Origin of the sequence: Pseudomonas sp. AG1028 (genome assembly GCF_007993955.1) — a bacterium.
GTDB classification, from domain to species: domain Bacteria; phylum Pseudomonadota; class Gammaproteobacteria; order Pseudomonadales; family Pseudomonadaceae; genus Aquipseudomonas; species Aquipseudomonas straminea.
Window position 1 is genome coordinate 202,602 of the sequence record NZ_VIVP01000003.1, and the last position, 16,002, is coordinate 218,603.

Sequence of the window (16,002 nt, forward strand, 5' to 3'; positions counted from 1 at the left end):
CGCCCCTGTCGGTGGTCGTCGTGCGTTTAGCGTTCGTGCACATAGGTGCCCGGCGCCGCCTCGGCTGCCGGGTAGCGCTTGTTGCCCAGCTTGGCGGGTGCCTTCTTGGTTTCTCCGGAGCGGGCGGTCAGCCATTGCTGCCAGTGCAGCCACCAGGAATCGGCGTGCTTGGTGGCGTCCTCCTGCCAGGCCTTAGGGTCGGCCGGCATGTCGGGGTTGGTCATGTAGCGCGCCTTGGGGTTGCCCGGCGGGTTGAGAATGCTCTGGATATGCCCGCTGCTGGACAGCACGAACTCGCACTGCCCGCCGAACAGCCGCGCCGACTTGTAGCAGGACGTCCATGGCGTGATGTGGTCGTTACTGCCAGCCACCACGTAGTAATCACAGCTGACCTGTTTGAGATCGATAGGCGTGCCGCAGACCTCCAGCGCGCCGGCGCGTGTCAGTGGGTTGGCCTGGAACATCTCGATGAATTCGCCGTGCAGGGCGGCGGGCAGGCGGGTGGTGTCATTGTTCCAGTAGAGGATGTCGAACACCGGCGGCTCGTTGCCGAGCAGGTAGTTGTTGACCCAGTAATTCCAGATCAGGTCGTTGGGGCGCATCCAGGCGAACACCTTGGCCATGTCGCTGCCTTCCAGCACGCCGGCCTGATAGGAGCGGCGCTTGGCGGCCTCCAGGGTCTGCTCGTCGGCGAATAGTGCGTATTGGCTGTCCAGCTGAGTATCCAGCACGCTGACCAGCAGGGTCTGGGCATGCACCTTCTGTTCACCGATAGCTGCGTAGTGGCCGAGCAGCGAGGCGGTGGTGGCGCCGCCGGAGCAGGCGCCCAGCACGTTTACATCGCTGCTGCCGGTGATCGCGCAGACCACCTCGACGGCTTCCTTGAGCGCCTCGATATAGGTCGACAGGCCCCATTCGCGCTGGGCCTTGGTTGGGTTGCGCCAGCTGACGATGAAGGTCTGCACCTGGCTGCGCAACAGAAAACGCGCCAGGCTCTTTTCCGGCGACAAATCGAATACGTAGTACTTGTTGATCTGTGGCGGCACCACCAGCAGCGGGCGCTTGTAGACCTGCTCAGTGACCGGCGTGTACTGGATCAGCTCCAGCACCTCGTTGCGAAACACCACGGCGCCTTCGGTGGTGGCCAGGTTGCGGCCCACTTCGAAGGCCTTCATGTCCACCTGGCTGGGCATGCCACCGTTGTTCAGCAGGTCCTTGGCCATGTGCGAAAGGCCATCGAGCAGGCTCTTGCCGCCGGTGTCGAAGATGCGTTTGACCGCTGCCGGGTTGGCCAGGCTGTTGCTCGGCGCCATCGCCTCGGTCAGCAGGTTGATGATGAAGTGGCCGCGGCTGACGTCCTGCTCGGACAGCGAGCTGTGCTCGACCCAGTCGTGCAGTTCCTGACGCCAAGCGAGATAGGTTTGCAGGTACCGGCGGTATAGCGGGTTCTGGCTCCAGGCCGGGTCATTGAAACGACGATCGGTGTCGTCGGGCTGCAGTTTGGATTGGCCGAGCAGCACGTTCTTCAGCTCGAGGCCGAAGTGGGCGGCATGCCGGGCGCTGTGCAGTGGCTGGCGCATGGCCTGGGTCAGCACCAGACGGGCGGAGGTCAGCAGATCCCTGCCGCGTATACCGATGACCGGGTTGATCCCCATGGTGCTCTTGGTCGGCTTGTATTTCAGGTCATCGTTCTGCTTTTCACTCATCGACAACGCTCCCTTTGCCCGCGCAGGCAGCCATTGGCTTTAGCCATGACGTCGATCCTGGCGAGGCTTGCGATTGGCAGTGGTAGTGGCGCTTGCAGCTTCCAGAGGATGGCGGGTGAACCTGAAATGCTCTGGTTACCCGAGTTTAGACGCTAGCGCAAGATCGGCCAGGTGGGGGCGGGGTGGGAAAACGACGATCTGAACGGCGTCAGAGTATCAGGCGTACGACCGACTCGTTCGGGTCGCGGGACTGGCCTGCGGCGGCCAGGGCATCCAGATAGTCACGCCAGAGTTCGTCCTGGCGCAGGGCCAGTTGGTAGAGGTAATCCCAGCTGAACAGACCGCTGTCGTGGCCGTCGTCGAAGGTCAGCTTGAGGGCGTAGTTGCCGGCCGGTTCGATGCCAATCAATGCGACATTCAGCTTGCCGGTCTGCAGGATGGGCTTGCCGTGGCCCTGCACTTCGGCCGACGGCGAATGCACGCGCAGAAACTCGGCGGGCAGCCGATAACTGTCGCTGCCGTAATGCAGCTCCAGAATGCGCGAGGCCTTGTGCAGCTTGATCGAAGTGGGGATGAGCACGACGGGCTCCAGGCGGGCTGAAAGACTGCACGGCGCCAGGCGGCGCCGTGCAGGGTCAGGCTATCAGAGAATGTAGCGGGACAGGTCTTCGTCTTGGGCCAGCTCGCCCAAGTGGCTGTTCACATAGGCGGCGTCGATGCGAATGGTCTCGCCGCTTTGCTGGCCGGCGAGGTCCGCCGCGCTGAACGACACCTCTTCGAGCAGACGCTCGAGCAGGGTGTGCAAGCGACGAGCACCGATGTTCTCGGTCTTCTCGTTGACTTGCCAGGCGATCTCGGCGATACGCTTGATGCCCTTGTCGACGAACTCGACGCCCAGGCCCTCGGTCTGCAGCAGCGCCACGTACTGCTCGGTGAGCGACGCATGGGGCTCGCTGAGGATGCGCTCGAAGTCTTGCGGGCTCAGTGCCTTGAGCTCGACACGAATCGGCAGGCGGCCCTGCAGCTCCGGCACCAGGTCGCTCGGCTTGCTGAGGTGGAAGGCGCCTGAGGCGATGAACAGGATATGGTCGGTCTTGACCATGCCCAGCTTGGTGTTCACGGTGCAGCCTTCGATCAGCGGCAGCAGGTCGCGCTGCACGCCTTCGCGGGACACGTCGGCGCCGCCGGCATTGGCGCGCTTGGCCACCTTGTCGATCTCGTCGATGAACACGATGCCGTGCTGCTCGACGGCCTCCAGGGCCTTGGCCTTGAGTTCTTCTTCGTTGACCAGGCGACCGGCTTCCTCGTCACGCACCAGTTTCAGGGCGTCCTTGACCTTGAGCTTGCGGCTCTTCTTCTTGCCCTTGCCCATGTTGGAGAACAGGTTCTGCAACTGGCTGGTCATTTCTTCCATGCCGGGTGGGGTCATGATCTCGATGCCGGCCGGGCTGTCGGCCACTTCGATGTCGATTTCCTTGTCGTCCAGCTGGCCTTCGCGCAGACGCTTGCGAAACAGCTGACGGGTGTTCGAGTCGCTGCCTGACGCCGCTTCCTCGGCGAAGCCGGTGCGTGCCGGTGGCAGCAGAGCGTCGAGGATGCGGTCTTCGGCGGCGTCTTCGGCGCGGTGACGCACGCGGATGATTTCCTGCTCGCGCAGCATCTTCAAGGCGGCATCGGCGAGGTCGCGAATGATCGACTCGACGTCACGGCCGACGTAGCCGACCTCGGTGAACTTGGTGGCTTCGACCTTGAGGAACGGCGCGTTGGCCAGCTTGGCCAGGCGGCGGGCGATTTCGGTCTTGCCGACGCCGGTTGGGCCGATCATCAGGATGTTCTTCGGCGTGACCTCGGCGCGCAGCTCGGCCGGCAGCTGCATGCGCCGCCAGCGGTTGCGCAGGGCGATGGCCACGGCGCGCTTGGCGTCGTCCTGGCCAATGATGTGGCGATTGAGTTCGTGAACGATCTCGCGGGGTGTCATGGACATGGGCGGGCTCCGATCCGGACTGGCTTAAATAGCCGAGTCCAGCTCCTCGATGGTCAGGTTCTGGTTGGTGAACACGCAGATCGAGCCAGCGATGTTCAGCGCGGTTTCGGCGATCTCGCGGGCGCCCAGTTCGTCGCTGCCTTTTTGCAGCAGCGCGAGGGCCGCAGCCTGGGCGAAGCCGCCACCGGAACCCATGGCGATCAGGCCGTGCTCGGGTTCGACCACGTCACCATTGCCGGTGATGATCAGCGAGGCGTCCTTGTTGGCCACGGCGAGCATGGCTTCCAGGCGGCTGAGGGAACGATCGGTACGCCAGTCCTTGGCCAGTTCGACGGCGGCGCGCACCAGATGGCCCTGGTGCTTCTCGAGTTGCGCTTCGAAACGCTCGAACAGGGTGAAGGCGTCGGCAGTGGCACCGGCGAAACCGGCGATCACCTGACCGTGGTAAAGGCGGCGAACCTTCTTGGCGTTGCCTTTCATCACGGTATTGCCGAGCGAAACCTGGCCGTCGCCACCCATGACGACTTTGCCATGGCGGCGGACTGAAACGATGGTGGTCAAGGGAGAGTCTCCACGCTGCGGGGCGAAATGGCCCTGATGAAAACTCAGATGGGGGCCCGCCGCGGTTTTTCAACCGGCGGCGGGTTAGCAGGCCATTGAAAAGCGTAGGCGAGGCCGCCGATGCGAGGCAAAACAGGCTAAAAAAGCGCAGTTTACGTGTTGTAAATGAGCATTTTTTAGCCTGTTTTAACGAAGCAGCGGCAACGTAGGTAGTTTTCCAATCGCCTGTTAAAGGCGATCAGCGTAGCTGGCGCTGCTGTAAAAGCAGATTGCCGAAACCGCCGGCCGCCAGAGTCTTCTGGGCGCTGGCCAGTTGTTCGCGGTTGGCGAAGGGGCCGACAAGCACGCGGTGCCAGGTCTTGTCCTGCACGGTGCCGGATTCCACGCGCACGTTCTGGCCGAGCAGGATGATCTGCGCGCGCATGCTTTCGGCCTTGTCCTTGCTCGGGAAGGAGCCGGCCTGCAGGAAGAACTGGGTGGTCAGCGGCGCCTGGCTCGCTTCCGCCGGCTTGGTGACCGGAGGCGCGGGCGGCGGGGTTTCGCCGTTGAGCGCGGCCTGGGCGCGGGCAGCGTCGATCTTGGCGGCTTCCTCGGGCGTGACTGGCTTCTGCTCGGACGTCGGCGTGGTAGGCGGCGGTACGGCATCGGGCGGCACGATGACCTCCGACTCCGGCAGCAGGGTGTAGAAGTCGTACTTGGGCTTGCCCGGCTCCTGGCTGCTGGTGGTCGGCGTCGGTTTGGGCTTGGCTGTGCTGCTGGCGCGCTCGGGCTGGGGCTTTTCGCGTTTGACCGCGTCGTCGCCCGGCTTGAGGTTGAGCAGCAGGGTGACGAACACACCCACAGCCAGGCCGCAGGCGAGCCAGATCCAGCCGGGTACCGGGCGTTTGCTCGGGGCCTTGTAGCGGCTGGCGCCGCGCTTGGGTGCTGGCTTCTTGCGGGCGGCCACTTACATGCGCTCCAGGGTTTCCAGGCCCAGCAGTTCCAGGCCTTGCTTGAGGGTACGACGGGTCAGGGCGGCCAGGCGCAGGCGGCTCTGGCGGGTGCCTTCGTCTTCGGCGCTGAGCACCGGGCAATGCTCGTAGAAGCTGGAGAACAGCCCGGCGAGGTCGTACAGGTAGGCGCACAGCAGGTGCGGCGTGCCCTTGTCGGCGACGCTGCCCAGCACTTCACCGAACTGCGCCAGCTTGCCGGCCAGTTCGATTTCCTGAGGGGCATGAAGTTCGATGTGGCCACCGATGTCCTCGATGCCCTTGCCCAGCCTGCGGAAGATGCTCGCGGTACGGGTGTAGGCGTACAGCAGGTAGGGCGCGGTGTTGCCCTCGAAGCTGAGCATCAGCTCGAAGTTGAAGCTGTAGTCGCTGGTGCGATGCTTGGACAGGTCAGCGTATTTCACCGCGCCGATGCCCACGGCACGGGCGATCTGGCGCAGCTCGGCTTCGTCGAGCTCCGGGTTCTTGGCCTTGACCAGCTCGTAGGCGCGCGACTCGGCTTCATCGAGCAGGTCGATCAGCTTCACGGTGCCGCCGTCGCGGGTCTTGAACGGGCGGCCATCGGCACCGTTCATGGTGCCGAAGCCCATGTGTTCCAGGTCCATGCCTTCGTGCACGAAACCGGCGCGACGGGCGACTTCGAAAGCCATCTGGAAGTGCAGGGCCTGACGCTGGTCGACGAAGTACAGTGCGCGGTCGGCTTTGAGCACCTGGCTGCGGTAACGCATGGCCGCCAGGTCGGTGGTCGAGTACAGATAGCCGCCGCCGGCCTTCTGCACGATCACCGGCAGCGGGTTGCCCTCGGCGTTCTTGTACTCGTCGAGGAAGACGCACTGGGCGCCGTTGTCTTCGGTGAGCAGGCCCTTGCTGCGCAGGTCGGCGACCACGTTGGCGAGATCCGCGTTGTAGGCGCTCTCACCCTTGACGTCGGCCGGGGTCAGTTTCACGCCCAGGCGGTCATAGGCCTTCTGGCAGTGGCTCAGGGAAATGGCGTTGAAGCGGTTCCACAGACGCATGCATTCCGGCTCACCGGCCTGCAGCTCGACGACCAGAGCGCGAGCGCGCTCGGCGAATTCCGGAGACTCGTCGAAGCGTTTCTTGGCGGCGCGGTAGAAACCCTCCAGATCGGCCAGCTCGCTTTCTGCGGCGGCCGGATTCTCTTCCATAAAGGCCAGCAGCATGCCGAACTGGGTACCCCAGTCGCCCACGTGGTTCTGGCGGATCACCTCGTCGCCTAGGAATTCCAGCACCCGCGCCACAGCGTCGCCGATGATGGTCGAGCGCAGATGGCCGACGTGCATTTCCTTGGCGAGGTTCGGCGAGGACAGGTCGACGACCACGCGCTGCGTCGGGCCGTTCTTGCGAACGCCGAGGCGCTCGTCGGCCAGGGCCGCTTCCAGGCGCTGGGCCAGGGCGTCGCTGTTCTGGAAAAAATTCAGAAAGCCGGGGCCGGCGATCTCGACCTTGCTGATCTGCGCATCGGCAGGCAGGGCATCGATCAGCTTCTGGGCCAGGTCGCGGGGCTTCATGCCGGCCGGCTTGGCCAGCATCATGGCGATGTTGCTGGCGAAGTCGCCGTGGGTCTTGTCCCGGGTGTTCTCCACCTGGATCGTCGGGCTCAGGCCGTCGGGCAGCACGCCTTCGGCGGTCAGGCGGGTCAGGGCTTGCTGGATCAGGTGGCGAATGCTGTCTTTCATGGTCTGCTCGTTCGGCCGCGAGGAGCGGCGTCGCTCGAAAGCGTGGGTGGAAAACTGCGCATTATAAAAGCAGCCGCAGGCGGCTAGCCACAAACGGCTAGGATAAAGCGCGCCAACGTTGTCGCGTGATGTGCATTGCGGTCAGAACAGGTCGATCGGGTCCACATCCAGCGACCAGCGCACCGCGCGGCCGCTGGGCAGGCTTTCCAGGATCAGCAGCCAGTGCGCCAGCAGCTTGTGCAGCGGCGCCCGGGCGTTGCCCTGCAGCAGCAATTGCGCGCGGTAGCGCCCAGCGCGCCGCTCCATGGGCGCGGGCACCGGGCCCAGCAGTTCGATGCCGCTGAGCGCCAGTTCGTTCAGCAAGTGCTCGGCCTCGCTACAGGCCTCATCGAGAAAACCCTCGGCCTGGCCGGGCTTGTGCGCCTCGGCACGCAGCAGCGCTAGGTGGCAGAACGGCGGCAGGCCGGCCGCGCGCCGCTCGCTCAGGGCCTGATCGGCAAAGGCGAAATAACCCTGCTCGGTGAGTTGCACGAGCAGCGGGTGGTCGGCCAGGTGGCTCTGGATGATCACCTTGCCTGGCTCCTCGGCGCGCCCTGCGCGGCCGGCGACCTGGACGATCAGCTGGGCCATGCGTTCGCTGGCGCGGAAGTCGGCGGAGAACAACCCGCCGTCGGCATCGAGGATCGCCACCAGGGTGACGCGCGGGAAGTGGTGACCTTTGGCGAGCATCTGAGTGCCGACCAGGATGCAGGGTTCGCCGCGCTGTACGGTGTTGAACAGCGTATTCATCGCCTCCTTGCGCGAGGTGCTGTCGCGGTCGACGCGCAGTACGGGAACGTCCGGGAAGAGAATCTCCAGCCTTTCTTCGGCGCGCTCGGTGCCGGCGCCCACCGGGCGCAGGTCGACGTTGTTGCAGCTCGGGCAGTTGCTCGGCTGGCGCTCGGCGTGGCCGCAATGGTGGCAGCGCAGCTCGCGGCTGCGCTGGTGCACGGTCATGCGCGCGTCGCAGCGCGGGCATTCGGACAGCCAGCCGCATTCGTGGCACAAGAGGGTCGGCGCAAAACCTCGGCGGTTGAGAAACACCAGCACCTGCTGGCCGGCGGCCAGGGTCTGGGTGATGGCCTGCTGCAGTGGTGGCGACATGCCGGCATCCAGCGGGCGGCTCTTGATGTCCAGGCGCAGGAAGCGCGGTGGTTGGGCACCGCCGGCACGCTGTTTCATGCGCAGCAGGGCGTAGCGGCCGCTGTGGGCGTTGTGCAGGCTCTCCAGTGACGGCGTGGCCGAGCCGAGCACGATCGGTACGTTTTCCTGGTGGGCGCGCACCACGGCCAGGTCGCGGGCGTGGTAGCGCAGGCCTTCCTGCTGCTTATAGGAGGCGTCGTGCTCCTCGTCGATGATGACCAGCCCCGGACGCTTCATGGGCGTGAACAGCGCCGAGCGGGTACCGATGATAATGTCGGCCTCGCCGTCGCGCGCTGCCAGCCAGGCATCCAGGCGCTCGCGGTCGTTGACCGCCGAGTGCAGCAGGGCGATGCGCGCATTGAAGCGCCGCTCGAAGCGCGCCAGGGTCTGCGGGCCCAGGTTGATTTCGGGAATCAGCACCAGCGCCTGCTTGCCGGCTTCCAGGGTCTCGCGGATCAGTTGCAGGTAGACCTCGGTCTTGCCGCTGCCGGTCACGCCGGCCAGCAGGAAGGCATTGAACCCGTCGAAGCCGGCGCGCACCGCCTCCGCGGCCGCGCGCTGCTCGGTATTGAGCGGCAGCTCCGGCTGGGCCAGCCAGTTGCCGTGGCGTTCCGGGCTGCTCAGGCGGCGCACTTCGACACGCACCAGGCCCTTCTCCTGCAGCAATTGCAGGCTGTCGCGGTTGATCTGCAGCTGGCTGAGCAGTTGGTGGGCGACGCCGTGGGGGTGCTGGGCGATGGTCTTCAGGGCTTCGCGCTGACGCGGTGCGCGGGCCAGGCGCGGGTCGTCCAGGCGAGCGTCCTTGGCGATCAGCCAGAAGCGTTCCTGGCGCGCTTCGGCCGGTTCGCCCTGGCGCAGCAGCACCGGCAGCGCCCAGCTCAGGGTGTCGCCAAGACTGTGCTGGTAATACTGTGCGGTCCATTGGCATAGGCGCATCAGCGCTGGCGGCACCGGGGCTTGCAGATCGAGCAGCTCGAGGGCGGGCTTGAGCTTGTCGGCCGGCACCTCGCTGTGATCGCTGACCTCGATCAACACGCCGATCATCTCGCGGCGGCCGAAGGGCACGCGCAGCCGCGCGCCAGGCTGCAGGTCGCGGGCCGATACGCCACGCGGGGCGAGATAGTCGAATAGCCGGCGCAGTGGCGAGGGCAGGGCGAGTCGCAGGATGACGTCAGGCACGCAAGGGCTCCAGGCAGGCGAGGCGCGATCTTAGCAGGCCCCTGAAAAACAACCTACGTTGCTTTCACGGTCTGAAACCAGAGTTTGCGATAGGTTGGCGCGACGGTCGGTAGCCGCAGGCGAGTTGCATCGTGGCCCGGCTCTGGTATGATCCGCGGCCAACCTAAGTGCGGTACCTGACAATAGTGTCGGGTGGCGGCACAAAACCTGAGGAAGAATCATGAAAGCCGATATCCATCCGGAATACGTCGCCATTGACGCCACCTGCAGCTGCGGTAACGTCATCAAGACCCGCTCCACTCTGGGCAAGCCCCTGAGCCTGGACGTGTGCTCCGAGTGCCACCCGTTCTACACCGGCAAGCAGAAGGTGCTGGACACCGGCGGCCGTATCGATCGCTTCAAGCAGCGTTTCGGTGTGTTCGGCGCCAAGTAAGCGACCGAGCAGCGAAAGAGGCCCACATGGCTGTTTTCGCATCATTGAAAAAGGCGTCCCTGGTGGGCGCCTTTTTCGTTTCTGTCTTTTGCCTTCCCGCTCATGCGTTCTGCCCGGCGCCCGGCAAGCTGCCCCAGGCCAAGGTGCAGCGGGTGGTGGATGGCGACACCGTGCGCCTGGCCGATGGTCGCAGCGTGCGGCTGATCGGCATCAACGCCCCCGAGCTGGCGCGCAAGGGCAGGCCGGCCGAGCCCTTCGCCGAGGCCGCCCGTGAGCGCCTCACCGCGCTGGTCGCCGCCAATGGCGGCCGGGTGGGCGTGAAGGTCGGTGTCGAGCGGCAGGATCGCTATGGGCGAACCCTGGCCCATCTCTACGACCGCGCCGGCAACAATCTGGAGGCGCAACTGCTCGCCGAGGGCTATGGCCAGCTGGTAGCGATCACCCCCAATGTCAGCCTGGTGAGCTGCCAGCGTGAAGCCGAGCGCCAGGCGCGCAGTGCTCGCGCTGGGCTTTGGGCGCAACTGCGGCCGTTGCCGGCCCGCGCGATACGCAGCGGCGGCTTCGTATTGCTCGAAGGCCAGGTGCAGCGTGTCGATCGTAATCGTGGCGGCTTGTGGATCGAGCTGGGCAACTCGGTGGTGCTGCGTATTGCACCTCAGGTGCTGGATACCTTTGCCGCAGCGGATCTTCGCGATCTACAGGGCAAGCGCGTAGAAGCGCGTGGCTGGGTGGTCGACCGCTCCCGCGGCGGCGGCCTCAAGGTCGGCCAGGCGCGCTGGCTGTTGCCGCTGACCCACGGCGCCATGCTGGAGGTGCAGCGATGAGGCTGTGCCTGCTGATTCTGATGCTGGCGACCCTGGCCGGCTGTGCGGTGAATCCGGCCACTGGGCGCACCGACTTCGTGATGATGAGCGAATCCCAGGAACTGTCCATCGGCCGCGACACCCATCAGCAGATTCTCAAGCAATACCCGCGTTATCCCGATGAGGCCTTGCAAGCCTATGTGCAGCAGGTCGGCGAGCGTGTGGCGCGACACAGCCACCGCGGCCAGCTGGATTATCACTTCACTGTGATCGACAGCCCGGACATCAATGCCTTCGCGCTGCCAGGCGGCTACATCTATATTCATCGCGGTTTGATGACTTACCTGAGTTCCGAGGCCGAGCTGGCTGCGGTGCTCGGCCACGAGGTCGGCCACGTGACCGCCCGCCACGGTGTGCGCCAGCAAAGCCAGTCGACCGCCTGGGGAATCCTCGGCCAGGCGGTGGCCATGGGCACCGGCGTAGGGGCGGCGGCGGACGTGACCGGTGTGCTGGGCAATGCCGTGGTGCGCGGCTATGGCCGTGACATGGAACTGGAGGCCGACGGCCTTGGCGCCCAGTACCTGGCCCGCGCTGGTTACGACCCACAGGCGATGATCGAGGTGGTCAAGGTGCTCAAGTTGCAGGAGGACTTCGCTCGCGACCAGGCCGCTGCGCGTGGTGAGCAGCAGCCGGTTGGCAGCTACCACGGTCTGTTCGACACTCACCCGGACAACGACCGGCGCCTGCAGCAGGTGATCGGCCCGGCGCGTGCGCTGGTCGGCGGGCAACAGGAGGTCAACCGCGAGACCTTTCTCAAGCATCTGCAGGGCCTGCCGTTCGGCGATTCGGCCGAAAGCGGCATTCGCCGCGGCGAGCGCTTCTATCACCGCGATCTGGATTTCACCCTGGCGTTCGCCAAGGGCTGGAGCATCATCAACGAGCCGCAGCAAGTGGTTGGCCAGTCGCCCGACAAGCAGGTGCTCGTCGCTATGACACTGGAGGACAATCCGCGTGGTCTCGACGCTGCCAGCCTGCTCAAGCAGCACATCGGTGGTCGGCGGCTGCTCGCTGGAGAGGCGTTGCAGCAGGCTGGGCTGCAGGGCTATACCGGCCTGGTCGAGGGCGCCGTGCCGCGGCGGGTGGCGGTTATTCTCAAGGGCGACAAGGCCTACCTGTTCGTCGGTGCGGTCAAAGGCCGCGCTGCCAGTGCGGTGGAAGATGCGCAGATGCTCGCGGCGATCAATAGCTTCCGGCCACTGCAGCCAGCCGAGCGCAAGATGGCCGAGCCGCTGAGGCTGCAGCTGGTGCGCGCAACGCCGGGTCAAACGGTGAAGTCATTCGCCGCAGACAGTGGCCTGGCCAGTGATGCAGAGGCTACCTTGCGGCTGCTCAACACTCTTTATCCACAGGGCGAGCCTCGCCCCGGGGAATGGTTCAAAACGGTTCGCTGAGGCACGTTTGCAGGCTGACTGCATAGTCTTGTGCAGGCCCCTGCACATTGCGTATCCTCGCCGACTGCCAGTCAATAGCCCAAAAAAAGCGGAACGCCACTATGTCTGATCTGAAAACTGCCGCTCTCGAATACCATGAGAAGCCCCGTCCGGGTAAGTTGAGCGTCGAGCTCACCAAGCCCACCGCCACTGCCCGTGACCTGTCGCTGGCCTACAGCCCGGGTGTCGCCGAGCCAGTGCGCGAGATCGCTCGCGATCCGGAGCTCGCCTACCGCTACACCGGTAAAGGCAACCTGGTAGCAGTCATTTCCGACGGCACCGCGATCCTCGGCCTGGGCGATCTCGGCCCGCTGGCTTCCAAGCCGGTCATGGAAGGCAAGGGCGTGCTGTTCAAGCGCTTCGCCGGCGTCGATGTGTTCGACATCGAAGTCGATGCCGAAAGCCCGCAAGCCTTCATCGACACCGTCAAGCGTATCTCCATCACCTTCGGTGGCATCAACTTGGAAGACATCAAGGCGCCCGAGTGCTTCGAGATCGAGCGCGCCCTGATCGAGCAGTGCGACATTCCGGTTTTCCACGATGACCAGCACGGCACCGCGATCGTGACTGCGGCCGGCATGCTCAACGCCCTGGAAATCGCCGGCAAGACCCTGCCAGAAGCCAAGATCGTCTGCCTGGGCGCCGGCGCTGCAGCCATCTCCTGCATGAAGCTGCTGGTGAGCATGGGCGCCAAGGTCGAGAACATCTACATGATCGACCGCAAAGGCGTGATCCACGCCGGCCGCGACGACCTGAACCAGTACAAGGCGGTATTCGCCACCGAAACCGACAAGCGCACGCTGGACGACGCGCTGACCGGCGCTGACGTGTTCGTTGGCCTGTCCGGCCCGGACCTGCTGAGCCCAGAAGGCCTGAACCTGATGGCGCCGAACCCGATCGTGTTCGCCTGCTCGAACCCGGACCCGGAAATCAAACCCGAAGTGGCGCACGCCACCCGCAGCGACGTGATCATGGCCACCGGTCGTTCCGACTACCCGAACCAGGTCAACAACGTGCTGGGCTTCCCGTTCATCTTCCGTGGAGCACTGGACGTTCGCGCCACCCGCATCAACGAAGAGATGAAGATCGCTGCCGCCAACGCTCTGCGCGAGCTGGCCAAGCTGCCGGTTCCTCAGGACGTGTGCGACGCCTACGGCGGTATAAAGCTGGAATTCGGCCGTGAGTACATCATTCCGAAGCCGATGGATGCTCGCCTGATCAACGTGGTGTGCGACGCGGTGGCCAAGGCCGCTATCGAAAGCGGTGTGGCGACCCTGCCGTATCCGAAGCACTACCCGCTGCAGTCGGTAGCTGACGTGTTCAAAGGTTGAGTCATTCAGCCGGCAATAAAAAACCCGCTTCGGCGGGTTTTTTATTGGGCGCGTTTCGAGTCGTTGGTGCGTGCAGCAAGAGGTTCCGCCAGCAACTGGGCTACTGGCGTTCCGTTAGAACAGGTCGATCGGCGCGCTCTCATCCGCCGGCAGCGGGCTGTTCGGCGCGCCCATGCCTGGGTCGAGTTCGTTCATCGGCGGCGGCGAGTCTTCGCTCTTGAACAGCTCGAAATACGCGTCCGGCGTGCCTGGCGCGGCGGCACGCCCGCTGTGCGGGTCGACACGCAGGGTGAGGATGCCATCCGGCTCGGCGGGCGCGTGGTTGGGCTTGTCCTTGAGGGCGGCGCCCATGTAGTTCATCCAGATCGGCAGCGCCACAGTGCCGCCATATTCGTTGCGGCCCAGGCTTTCCGGCTGGTCGAAGCCGGCCCACACGGTGGTCACGTAGTCGGCGTTGTAGCCGGAGAACCAGCTGTCCTTGGATTCGTTGGTGGTGCCGGTCTTGCCTGCCAAGTCGTTGCGGCCCAGGGCCATGGCCCGGCGCCCGGTACCGCGCTTGATCACGTCCTGCAGCATGCTGGTCATGATGTAGGCGGTGCGCTCATCAAGAATGCGCTCGGCCTCGGCTGGCTGCGGTGCGTCCGGCAATTGTTCGGGCGCCGCTTCGGCCGGGTTCATCACGCCTTCTTCGTTGACCGGCGGCGGCACTTCGACCTTGGCAGCGTTGGGTACGCTCGGCGGATTGGCGACGAACAGCGGGTCGCCATGACGGTTGTCGATACGCTGGATCAGGTACGGCTGCACCTTGTGGCCGCCGTTGGCGAACGCCGTCCAGCCGGTGGCGATTTCCATGGGCGTCAGGTTGGCGGTGCCGAGTGCCAGCGACAGGTTGCGCGGCAGGTCCTGGCGATTGAAGCCGAAGCGCTCGATGTAGCTCAGCGTGTTTTCGATGCCCATGGCCTGCAGCAGGCGGATCGACACCAGGTTGCGCGACTTGTACAGCGCCTCGCGTAAGCGAATCGGGCCTAGGAAAGTGTTGTTGTCGTTCTTCGGGCGCCAGACCTGATCCATGTAGTCATCGACGAACACGATCGGCGCGTCGTTGACCAGGCTGGCGGCGGTGTAGCCGTTATCCAGCGCGGCGCTGTAGATGAACGGCTTGAAGCTCGAGCCGGGCTGACGTTTGGCCTGCACGGCGCGGTTGTAGTTGCTTTGTTCGAACGAGAAGCCACCGACCAAGGCGCGGATGGCGCCGTTCTGCGGGTCGAGTGAAACCAGGGCACTTTGCGCACTGGGTAGTTGCGCAAAGCGCAGGCTGCCGTCGTCCTGGCGTTGCACGCGGATCAGGTCACCGATCTGCGCCACGTCCGCCGGTTGCTGCGGGCGCGGCCCCAGGCTGTTGGTATTGAGGAACGGGCGCGCCCATTTCATGCTGTCCCACGACACGGCTTCTTCGTCGCCGCGGCGGGTCAGCACAAGAATGCCGCTCTTCTCGACCTGGGTGACGATGGCCGGCTCCAGGCTACCACGCAGGCCTTGCTTGCTCAGTTCGGTCTGCCAGGTTTCCCGGGTCATGCCGGGCAGGCGGCTCTCCGGGCCGCGGTAGCCGTGGCGCTGGTCGTACTCGATCAATCCGTCGCGCAGCGCCTTGTTGGCCATCACCTGCAGGTTGCTGGGCACCGTGGTGGTGACGTTGAAGCCCTGGGTGTAGGCGTCGCTGCCATAGCGGCCGACCATTTCGGCGCGGGCCATCTCGGCAACGTAGGGCGCCGACACTTCAGGCGTCGCGACGTGGTAGCTGGCATCCACTGGCTCGGCCAGGGCGGCCTGGTAGCGCGCCTGGTCAATGCGGCCAAGGCGGAACATGCGGCCAAGGATCCAGTCGCGGCGCTCCTTGGCGCGCGTGGGATTGGTCAGCGGGTTGAACGCCGAGGGCGCCTTGGGAAGACCGGCTATCGTCGCAAGCTGCGAAAGGCTCAAGTCTCGGATGGACTTGCCGTAATAGACTTGTGCGGCTGCTTCGATGCCGTAGGCGCGGTGGCCCAGATAGATCTTGTTGACGTACAGCTCGAGGATTTCGTTTTTGCTCAGCTCGCGCTCGATCTGCAGGGCGAGGAGGATCTCGGTGATCTTGCGCGAAAAACTGCGCTCGCTGGTGAGGAAGAAGTTCTTCGCCACCTGCATGGTGATGGTGCTGCCACCGGATTGAATCTGACCTGTTTTTAATAATTGCGTGGCAGCGCGCATCAGGCTCGTAAGATCGACGCCATAATGATTTGCGAAGTTATCGTCTTCGGCTGCAAGCAGGGCGCTGGTGAAGTCGGGCGGAATATCGGCGAAGGCGATGGGCGAGCGACGCATCTCGCCGAATTCGGCGATGAGTTTTCCATCGCTTGTGTACACGCGAAGCGGTATCTGCAGCTCTATACTGCGCAAGGCATCGACAGAGGGTAGGGTCGGGCTCAGGTAGAGGAAAGCACCACTGACGGCGAGTACCAGCGCACAAAAAACGGCGATGACGGACCAGCAGAAAAACTTCAGCAAACGCATCAAGATTTTTGGATTTCCAGATAAAAGAATGAGTTAAGCGGAAGGCAAATTGAAAAGGCAAAAGCTGATCACATTATAAGCGTTTTTTTTGCTGGGG

At 64.5% G+C, this 16,002-nt stretch carries 12 protein-coding genes; 4 read left to right on the top strand and 8 right to left on the bottom strand.

Translation table 11 applies throughout. From position 1 onward, the window contains the following. Window positions 1–26: 26 nt before the first annotated feature. The 7 genes from phaC to FB481_RS06210 all read right to left on the bottom strand — a co-directional run bounded on the left by phaC (window position 27) and on the right by FB481_RS06210 (window position 9,298). A complete protein-coding gene (phaC, locus tag FB481_RS06180; RefSeq protein WP_093500357.1) occupies window positions 27–1,706 on the bottom strand; it encodes a class II poly(R)-hydroxyalkanoic acid synthase in 1,680 nt (559 codons plus the stop codon). Between the two features lie 208 nt (window positions 1,707–1,914). Further along, the gene (locus FB481_RS06185; protein ID WP_147175495.1) at window positions 1,915–2,286 is read right to left on the bottom strand and encodes a gamma-butyrobetaine hydroxylase-like domain-containing protein; all 372 of its coding nucleotides are present in this window, start codon (window positions 2,284–2,286) and stop codon (window positions 1,915–1,917) included. Window positions 2,287–2,349: 63 nt separating this feature from the next. After that, a complete protein-coding gene (hslU, locus tag FB481_RS06190; RefSeq protein ID WP_093500353.1) occupies window positions 2,350–3,690 on the bottom strand; it encodes an HslU--HslV peptidase ATPase subunit in 1,341 nt (446 codons plus the stop codon). 24 nt (window positions 3,691–3,714) lie between these two features. After that, entirely contained in the window at window positions 3,715–4,251 is a 537-nt protein-coding gene (hslV, locus tag FB481_RS06195; RefSeq protein WP_093500351.1) for an ATP-dependent protease subunit HslV, read from the bottom strand. Window positions 4,252–4,489: 238 nt separating this feature from the next. Further along, window positions 4,490–5,197 carry an SPOR domain-containing protein gene (locus tag FB481_RS06200; RefSeq protein ID WP_147175497.1) on the bottom strand — a complete coding sequence of 236 codons (708 nt, stop codon included), beginning with the start codon at window positions 5,195–5,197 and terminating at the stop codon, window positions 4,490–4,492. After that, window positions 5,198–6,937, bottom strand: a complete 1,740-nt coding sequence (argS, locus tag FB481_RS06205; RefSeq protein ID WP_147175499.1) for an arginine--tRNA ligase — start codon at window positions 6,935–6,937, stop codon at window positions 5,198–5,200. It lies immediately after the preceding gene. 141 nt (window positions 6,938–7,078) lie between these two features. After that, window positions 7,079–9,298 (bottom strand): primosomal protein N', encoded by a 2,220-nt coding sequence (locus FB481_RS06210; RefSeq protein WP_147175500.1) that lies wholly within the window; start codon window positions 9,296–9,298, stop codon window positions 7,079–7,081. A gap of 220 nt (window positions 9,299–9,518) precedes the next feature. On the opposite strand from FB481_RS06210, the gene rpmE reads away from it, so the two are divergent. The 4 genes from rpmE (at window position 9,519) to FB481_RS06230 (ending at window position 13,355) form a co-directional block, all read left to right on the top strand. After that, the gene (gene rpmE, locus FB481_RS06215) at window positions 9,519–9,731 is read left to right on the top strand and encodes a 50S ribosomal protein L31 (RefSeq protein WP_070885964.1); all 213 of its coding nucleotides are present in this window, start codon (window positions 9,519–9,521) and stop codon (window positions 9,729–9,731) included. Between the two features lie 26 nt (window positions 9,732–9,757). Continuing rightward, on the top strand, window positions 9,758–10,555 hold the full coding sequence (locus tag FB481_RS06220; RefSeq protein WP_147175502.1) for a thermonuclease family protein: 798 nt from the start codon (window positions 9,758–9,760) through the stop codon (window positions 10,553–10,555). Further along, a complete protein-coding gene (locus FB481_RS06225; protein ID WP_147175504.1) occupies window positions 10,552–11,985 on the top strand; it encodes a M48 family metalloprotease in 1,434 nt (477 codons plus the stop codon). Before FB481_RS06220 ends, FB481_RS06225 begins: the two co-directional genes overlap by 4 nt. 101 nt (window positions 11,986–12,086) lie before the next feature. Continuing rightward, the gene (locus FB481_RS06230; RefSeq protein ID WP_147175506.1) at window positions 12,087–13,355 is read left to right on the top strand and encodes a malic enzyme-like NAD(P)-binding protein; all 1,269 of its coding nucleotides are present in this window, start codon (window positions 12,087–12,089) and stop codon (window positions 13,353–13,355) included. Between the two features lie 114 nt (window positions 13,356–13,469). Here the strand turns inward: FB481_RS06230 and FB481_RS06235 are convergent, their stop codons facing one another. Beyond that, a complete protein-coding gene (locus FB481_RS06235) occupies window positions 13,470–15,908 on the bottom strand; it encodes a penicillin-binding protein 1A (protein ID WP_147175508.1) in 2,439 nt (812 codons plus the stop codon). Window positions 15,909–16,002 lie beyond the last annotated feature (94 nt).

Bases quoted from the DNA above. Each gene is read 5' to 3' on its own strand.
- phaC (WP_093500357.1), bottom strand. From the start codon at position 1,706: ATGAGTGAAAAGCAGAACGATGACCTGAAATACAAGCCGACCAAGAGC.
- hslU (WP_093500353.1), bottom strand. From the start codon at position 3,690: ATGTCCATGACACCCCGCGAGATCGTTCACGAACTCAATCGCCACATC.
- argS (WP_147175499.1), bottom strand. From the start codon at position 6,937: ATGAAAGACAGCATTCGCCACCTGATCCAGCAAGCCCTGACCCGCCTG.
- rpmE (WP_070885964.1), top strand. From the start codon at position 9,519: ATGAAAGCCGATATCCATCCGGAATACGTCGCCATTGACGCCACCTGC.
- FB481_RS06220 (WP_147175502.1), top strand. From the start codon at position 9,758: ATGGCTGTTTTCGCATCATTGAAAAAGGCGTCCCTGGTGGGCGCCTTT.
- FB481_RS06225 (WP_147175504.1), top strand. From the start codon at position 10,552: ATGAGGCTGTGCCTGCTGATTCTGATGCTGGCGACCCTGGCCGGCTGT.
- FB481_RS06230 (WP_147175506.1), top strand. From the start codon at position 12,087: ATGTCTGATCTGAAAACTGCCGCTCTCGAATACCATGAGAAGCCCCGT.